At 69.1% G+C, this 6,781-nt stretch carries 7 protein-coding genes and 1 pseudogene; 2 read left to right on the top strand and 6 right to left on the bottom strand.

What is annotated here, in order from left to right; translation table 11 throughout:
• The 5 genes from G6019_RS10005 to rplJ all read right to left on the bottom strand — a co-directional run.
• Positions 1-739: MlaE family ABC transporter permease (locus G6019_RS10005; protein WP_375539754.1), on the bottom strand; the 739-nt coding region annotated here is incomplete at its 3' end.
• Positions 739-1,569, bottom strand: coding sequence for an MlaE family ABC transporter permease (locus tag G6019_RS10000; protein WP_107757107.1), 831 nt, complete (start codon positions 1,567-1,569; stop codon positions 739-741). The genes G6019_RS10000 and G6019_RS10005, both read right to left, overlap by 1 nt.
• 27 nt (positions 1,570-1,596) lie before the next feature.
• Positions 1,597-2,712: an ABC transporter ATP-binding protein gene (locus G6019_RS09995; RefSeq protein ID WP_107757108.1), complete on the bottom strand. Its 1,116-nt coding sequence runs from the start codon at positions 2,710-2,712 to the stop codon at positions 1,597-1,599.
• 191 nt (positions 2,713-2,903) lie between these two features.
• Positions 2,904-3,290 carry a 50S ribosomal protein L7/L12 gene (gene rplL / locus G6019_RS09990; RefSeq protein ID WP_017838129.1) on the bottom strand — a complete coding sequence of 129 codons (387 nt, stop codon included), beginning with the start codon at positions 3,288-3,290 and terminating at the stop codon, positions 2,904-2,906.
• Positions 3,291-3,350: 60 nt separating this feature from the next.
• Positions 3,351-3,863 (bottom strand): 50S ribosomal protein L10, encoded by a 513-nt coding sequence (gene rplJ / locus G6019_RS09985; RefSeq protein WP_107757109.1) that lies wholly within the window; start codon positions 3,861-3,863, stop codon positions 3,351-3,353.
• A gap of 336 nt (positions 3,864-4,199) precedes the next feature.
• Between rplJ and G6019_RS09980 the strand changes: the two genes are divergently transcribed.
• Complete coding sequence (locus G6019_RS09980) at positions 4,200-5,204, top strand: diacylglycerol/lipid kinase family protein (RefSeq protein ID WP_182612565.1); 1,005 nt, start codon at positions 4,200-4,202, stop codon at positions 5,202-5,204.
• A gap of 129 nt (positions 5,205-5,333) precedes the next feature.
• The gene (locus tag G6019_RS09975) at positions 5,334-6,512 is read left to right on the top strand and encodes a CaiB/BaiF CoA transferase family protein (RefSeq protein WP_182612574.1); all 1,179 of its coding nucleotides are present in this window, start codon (positions 5,334-5,336) and stop codon (positions 6,510-6,512) included.
• Positions 6,513-6,578: 66 nt separating this feature from the next.
• On the opposite strand, the pseudogene G6019_RS09970 reads toward G6019_RS09975, so the two are convergent.
• Positions 6,579-6,781, bottom strand: a pseudogene (locus G6019_RS09970) (hydroxymethylglutaryl-CoA lyase); the annotation flags it as partial.

The raw sequence follows: 6,781 nt of genomic DNA, 5'->3' as shown, positions 1-6,781 counted from the left end.
TGGCGGGGCCGCCCGACGCGGTGAAGCCGTAGAAGCAATGGATCATCACCAGGACGAACGCGAAGATGATCACCTTGATGAATGAGTAGATCACGTCTTCCGGCGGCAGGAAGAGATGGAAGTAGTGGTCGAACGAGCCCGTCGACTGCCCCTGCACCATGGTGTTGACGGCGCGTGTGGCCATATAGGAGGAGAGCAGCCCCACCACGTACAACGGGATGACGGCGATGAATCCGGCGATGATCCGGGTGGTGACGAGGTACGGCACGCTGGGGATCGCCATGACCTCGAGCGCGTCGATCTCCTCCGAGATGCGCATCGCGCCGAGTTGGGCCGTGAAGCCGCACCCGACGGTGGCCGACAACGCGAGCGCGGCGACCAGCGGGGCCACCTCGCGGGTGTTGACGTAGGCGGACAGGAAGCCGGTGAGCACCGAGCTCCCGATCTGGTCCAGCGCGGCGTACCCCTGCAGTCCCACGACGACGCCCGTGAACCCGCTCATCATGACGATCACGCCGATGGTTCCGCCGAGGACAGCGAGCACGCCGACGCCGAAGGTCACCTCGGCGATGAGGCGGAGGACCTCTTTCCGGTAGTGCACGAGTGTCTGCGGGATCCAGCGGATCGCCCGGAGATGGAACGCGAGCTGGTCCCCGAGGCTGTCGAACGAGCTGATCGGCCCGCGCACCATCGCCCGGAGCCGGGCCCTGGTGGGCCCGACATCGGTGAATATCGCCATCACGACCCCTTCGGCGGAACGATCTGCAGGTACATCGCCGTGAGGATGAGATTGGCGAAGAACAGCAGGAGGAATGTCAGGACCACTCCGAGGTTGACGGCGTCGCCGACGCCCTTCGGGCCACCCTTGGGGTTCATACCGCAGTACGAGGACACCACCCCGGCGATGAGCCCGAAGATCAATGCCTTGACGGAGGACATGATGAAGTCCGGCAACTGGGCGAGGGCGCCGAAGGACATGAGGTACGCACCCGGGGTGCCCCCCTGCAGCAGGATGTTGAAGACGTATCCGCCGGCGATGCCGACGATGGAGACGAGACCGTTGAGCAGTACCGCGATGAGCATCATCCCCAGGACGCGGGGCACGACGAGCCGCTGGACGGGATCGATGCCGAGTACCCGCATGGCGTCGAGTTCCTCACGGATCGTCCGCGCGCCCAGGTCGGCGGCCACCGCGGAGCCGGCGGCTCCCGCGATGAGCAGCGAGGTCACCAGGGGCGCCCCCTGCTGGACCACGGCGAGAACGCCCGTCGCGCCGGTGTACGCCTCGGCCCCGAGCTGCTGGACGAGCGATCCCGTCTGCATGGCCACGACCGCCCCGAACGGGATCGCGACCAGCGCCGACGGCAGGATCGTCACCGACGCGATGAACCACGATTGCTCGATGAACTCGCGGAACTGGAACGGCCTCCTGAAAATTCCACGAATCACCTCGAGGAAGAGACGGAAGACCTTTCCCGCCTCGCCGACCGCGTTCCGGACGCCGCCTCCCACGTCCGCCGGAGACACACCGGACCTCACCTCGGGTTGCTGACCAGCACCCTCCGCCATCTACTTCCCCCGACCTCTCCGGTGTCCTCAGTTCTCGTCGGACCCGTAGTGGTCGTCGATTCCCGTGATCGTGCTGTCCGCGGCGCCCACCGGGGTGGCCCCCGCCGTCGCGACCCCCGCCGGCGCGGTCGCGGCGTGCTTGCCGTTGCCGCCGTGCCCGCGGGCCGCCCACTCGGCCCGAATGGCCTCCTGCGCGCCCGGGGGGAGGGTGTCCAGCATCTCGGCCACCCGCTTCTCGCGACGGATCTCACCCTTGCGCTCCGGGCCACCGGGAGTCGGCTGCATCTGGGGCGGGACCCCCGTCACCTCGTCCTCGCCCGGGGAGCCGTCGTTGTGCCCGGCATCGGCGTGCGCCTGCTCCTCCCGCATCTGTGCGTCGTCCTTCTCCTCGGACATGCCGATCGGGCCCAGCTTGGACCCCCGGAGGAACTGACGGACCGAGGGTTCCTCGCTGGTGAGCAGGACCTCGCGCGGCCCGAACATGACGAGCTTCTTGCGGTAGAGCATCCCCAGGTTGTCCGGGACGGTCCGGGCCAGGTTGATGTTGTGCGTCACGATGAGGATGGTGGCGTCGATCTGCGCGTTGATGTCGATCAACAGCTGTGCGAGGTAGGTGGTGCGGACCGGGTCCAGACCCGAGTCGGGCTCGTCGACCAGGATGATCTCGGGATCCAGCACGAGGGCGCGGGCGAGGCCGGCGCGCTTGCGCATGCCGCCGGAGATCTCCCCGGGCAGTTTGCCCTCGGCGCCGGTGAGACCGGTGAGCTCGAGCTTCTCCATGACGACGTCGCGGATCTCGCTCTCCGACTTACGTGTGTGCTCCCGCAGCGGGAACGCCACGTTGTCGTAGAGGTCCATCGACCCGAAGAGCGCGCCGTCCTGGAACAGGACGCCGAACAGCTTGCGGATCTCGTAGAGCTCCTTGGCGGTGCACTGGAGGATGTCGGTGCCGTCGATGATGATCTGGCCGCGTTCGGGGCGCAGGAGACCGATCAGCGACTTGAGGAACACCGACTTGCCGGTGCCCGACGGACCCAGGAGCGCGCTCACCTCCCCCTCGGGAAGGGTGAACGAGACGTCCTCCCAGATCTTCTGCGATCCGAAGGACTTGGTCAGCCCCTCGACAGATATCTCGATACCCACGACACCACTCCTCACTGCAGCCATCATCTGTGGCCACGGTCACTGTAAACTACCGCTCCGAGGGCGTGCTTCGTTACATACCGATAAGTAATGTATCGCAACGAACCTCGCCCGACCGACCTGCAGAAATGCCGGAGGGGCGGCCCGGCGATGTCGCCGGACCGCCCCTCACGGGCGCGTGGTGCGTCAGCTCACTTGAGCGAGACCTTGGCACCGGCCTCCTCGAGCTTGGCCTTGGCGGCCTCGGCGGCCTCCTTGTCGGCCTTCTCGATGATCGCCTTGGGGGCGGACTCGACGAGGTCCTTGGCCTCCTTGAGGCCCAGGCCCGAGACGATCTCGCGGACGACCTTGATCACGCCGATCTTCTTCTCGCCGGCCGACTCGAGGACGACGTCGAACTCGTCCTGCTCGGCGGCGGCCTCGGCACCGGCAGCCGGGGCGCCGGCGGCCGCGACGGCGACCGGAGCGGCCGCGGTGACCTCGAAGGTGTCCTCGAACAGCTTCACGAACTCGGAGAGCTCGAGAAGAGTCATCTCCTTGAAGGCCTCGAGCAGCTCGTCGTTGCTGAGCTTCGCCATGGTGGCGTCCTTTCTGTTTGTCCCGGAACCGTCACGCGGCCCGGAAACGTGTGGGGTGTGTCAGTTCTTCTCGTCCTGCAGCGCCGCGAACAGACGTGCCAGCTGCGAGGCGGGCGCGTTGAACAGGCCGGCGGCCTTGGCCTGGTTGCCCTTGAGGGCACCGGCCATCTTCGCGAGGAGGACCTCGCGGGACTCGAGCTCGGCGATCTTGTCGAGTTCGGCGGCGGACAGCGTTGCGCCGTCCATCACTCCGCCCTTGACGATGAGCGCCTTGTTGTCCTTGGTGAAGGTCTTGAGCGCCTTGGCGGCGTCCACGACCTCACCGGTGACGAACGCGATGGCGGTGGGGCCGGTCAGGAGGTCGTCGAGACCCTCGACACCGGCTTCCTTCGCCGCACGCTTGACCAGGGTGTTCTTGGCCACGGTGTACGTGGCGGAGTCACCCAGCGCCTTGCGCAGTGCGGTGACCTGCGGAACGGAGAGTCCGCGGTACTCGGTGACCACGGCCGTGGTGGAGTTCTGGAAATGCTCCTTGATCTCCTCGACGGCCTGGACCTTTGCGGGCTTTGCCATGTTTCGCCTCCTCTCTGCTTCTCACTGCCGAGAAATGCGCGAACGCCCCGGGCGCAGGTGGCACGGGGCGTGGAGGAGGCGGGCTCGGTGGCTCGCGGTGTCCTACGCTGACCGGTGTTCTCCTGCGCGGGCCGTCCGGGCGCTCCCGGACCCTTCGACCGCCCCCGGCGGGGACGGTGACCTGCGGTCTTCGGTGAAACTTGATCAGGTGCCCGACGGACGGATCCGGCAGGCGTTCAAACTTCCCCATCAGGGTATAGGCGACGGGCCGCCCCCGCCAAATCGACGGCCGACCGGGGAATGGCGGGTCGGGCGCGTTTCTGACACTGTGGTCCCGTGCCTCCCGCCTCCTCCCGCGTCGCCGTCGTCTACAACCCCATCAAGACGGGGGTCGACGAGGTCCGTCGCCGCACCGTGGAGAGGGCGGCCCTGCACGGGTGGACCGACCCGGTCTTCTACGAGACCACCGAGGCCGATCCGGGGGTCGGTCAGGCCGCGGAGGCCGCCGCCGGCGGAGCGGATGGTGCCGGTGGGGTCGGCCTGGTGATCGCCTGCGGAGGGGACGGCACCGTGCGGTCGGTCGCCCAGGGACTGGTCGGGACCGGGATCCCCATGGGTGTGGTCCCCCTCGGGACGGGCAACCTGCTCGCCCGGAACCTGGACATCCCGTTGGACGACGTGGACCGTGCACTGCGCGTGGCGATGAGCGGTCGGAGCCGGGGAATCGATCTCGGCATGGTCCGGTACACCGACGGCGAGGGGCACGCACACGATGATGTCTTCCTCGTCATGCTCGGCGCCGGGATGGACGCGGACATGATCGCCGGCACCCATGACGGCCTCAAGGCCCGGGTCGGGTGGCTCGCCTACGTCGGCGCCTTCGCCAACACCCTGCTCCGGGGGCACAGGATCAAGGTGGAGTACTCGCTCGACGACGGGCCGGAGATCCACACCCGTGCCCGGACCCTGCTCGTGGCCAACTGCGGGATGCTCCAGGCGGGGATGATCCTGCTGCCCGACGCCGTGATCGACGACGGCCTTCTCGACGTGTTGGCCATACGGGCCAAAGGCGCGCTCGGATGGGCCCAGGCCGGCGCGGTACTGGTCCACCACACGTTCCGGCATCAACTCGCCCCCGTCCTTCGGAGGGGATCCTCCCCCGGGGAGGGCAAGGAACGCCACGAGACCCGGCCACTGGACTTCCGGCAGGGGGAGGCGGTGTCGGCCCGGGTCCTGGAGAAGCCCGCGTCGTTCCAGATCGACGGCGAGGAGTGCGGAACCGTCACCGAGTTCTCGGCGTGGATCAAGCGTCGCGGTCTGACCGTCCGGGTCGCGCACTGAACTCCCCGGCATCGCGCCGCGGCGGTCATCAGCAGTCGACGGAGCGCGCCCCGGAGCGCGCACCAGGAAGGGAGACAGGCGTTGGAGTCCACGACGGAGGGCCGGCACCGGGTCGGCGCGCTGGCCGGGATGCTGGTGCTGGAACTGGGGACCCTCATCGCGGGGCCCTTCGCCGGCCGCCTCCTGGGCGACATGGGCGCGCGGGTCGTCAAGATCGAGGATCCGGGCCGGCCGGACCCGCTGCGCACGTGGGGCCAGGGCGAGCGCGACGGTCGCCGCCACTTCTGGACCGTCCACGCACGCAACAAGGAGTCGATCACCCTCGACCTGCGCTGCGGAGACGGCGCGGCGATCTTCCTCGATCTCGTCGCCCGCGCCGACGTCGTGGTGGAGAACTTCCGCCCGGGCACCCTGGAGAAATGGGGCCTGGGGCCGGACAGGCTCCACGAGGTCAACCCCGGACTCGTGATCGGCCGGGTCTCCGGTTACGGCCAGAGCGGCCCCCACGCCGCCCGCGCGGGGTACGCCTCCGTCGCCGAGGGGGTCTCGGGTCTACGTCACCTCAACGGCTTCCCCGACATGCCCCCGCCGCGTATGGCCCTGTCCCTCGGCGACACCCTGGGCGGCATGTTCGCCGTCCAGGGCGTCCTCGCCGCGCTGCTGGCACGCGCCACCACCGGCCGCGGCCAGGTCGTGGACGTCGCGCTCACCGAGTCGTGCCTAGCGGTGCAGGAATCGGTGATCCCCGACTTCGACGCGGCGGGCGTGGTGCGCGGCCCGTCCGGCACCCGGTTGGAGGGGATCGCCCCGTCGAACCTCTACCGCGCCGCGGACGGGGTGTGGGTCATCATCGCCGCCAACCAGGACACCGTGTTCCGGCGGTTGTGCGACGCGATGGGGCGTCCCGGGCTCGCGCAGGACCCGCGCTTCGTCGACCACTCCGCGCGCGGGGTGCATCAGGACCAGATCGACGAGATCATCGCCGACTGGGCCGCGGAGCGCACGGCCGAGGAGATCGCCACCGTCCTGGAGGCGGCCGGCGTCGTGGTGGGGCCGGTCAACACCGTCGCGGACGTGGTCCGGGACGAGCAGTTCCTCGCACGCGACATGCTCGTTCCCCACACCGTGCCCGGGGTCGACGACACGGTCCTCGGCCCCGGGGTCGTGCCCGTCCTGGACGCCACCCCCGGGTCGGTGCGGCGCGGTGGGACGCCCGAACCGGGATTCGACAACCGGGCGGTCTACTCCGAACTGCTCGGGTTCACCGACGAGAACCTGGCCGATCTGGCCGACCGCGGCGTCATCTGATCCGACCGCACGGACCAGCGCGGCGGGCAGGGTCAGCCAGCGGACGGGGTCAGCCGGCGGGCAGGGTCAGCCAACGGGCAGGGTCCAGTCGAACCGGTGGCCGTTGCCGTGCGCTCCCGCGGCGGTACGCGAGCGCGAGTCCTCCCCCAATTCGGCGAGCATCCGGTCGGACGCCCCGACGAGCGCGTGGAAGCGACCGGGGTCGAGCCAGTCGGGTCGCAGCGCGAACAGGACGTCCTCGGTGGCGGTGTTGCCGGAGGCACCGGGGG

It is taken from the genome of Dietzia sp. DQ12-76 (assembly GCF_014145045.1).
Classification (GTDB): domain Bacteria; phylum Actinomycetota; class Actinomycetes; order Mycobacteriales; family Mycobacteriaceae; genus Dietzia.
The sequence above is the reverse complement of the archived record's forward strand: the minus strand, read 5'-3'. Positions and strand labels throughout refer to the sequence as shown.

Coding starts and splice junctions, on each gene's coding strand:
- rplJ (WP_107757109.1), bottom strand. CDS start 3,863: ATGGCAAAGCCCGCAAAGGTCCAGGCCGTCGAGGAGATCAAGGAGCAT.
- G6019_RS09975 (WP_182612574.1), top strand. CDS start 5,334: ATGCTGGTGCTGGAACTGGGGACCCTCATCGCGGGGCCCTTCGCCGGC.
- rplL (WP_017838129.1), bottom strand. CDS start 3,290: ATGGCGAAGCTCAGCAACGACGAGCTGCTCGAGGCCTTCAAGGAGATG.
- G6019_RS10000 (WP_107757107.1), bottom strand. CDS start 1,569: ATGGCGGAGGGTGCTGGTCAGCAACCCGAGGTGAGGTCCGGTGTGTCT.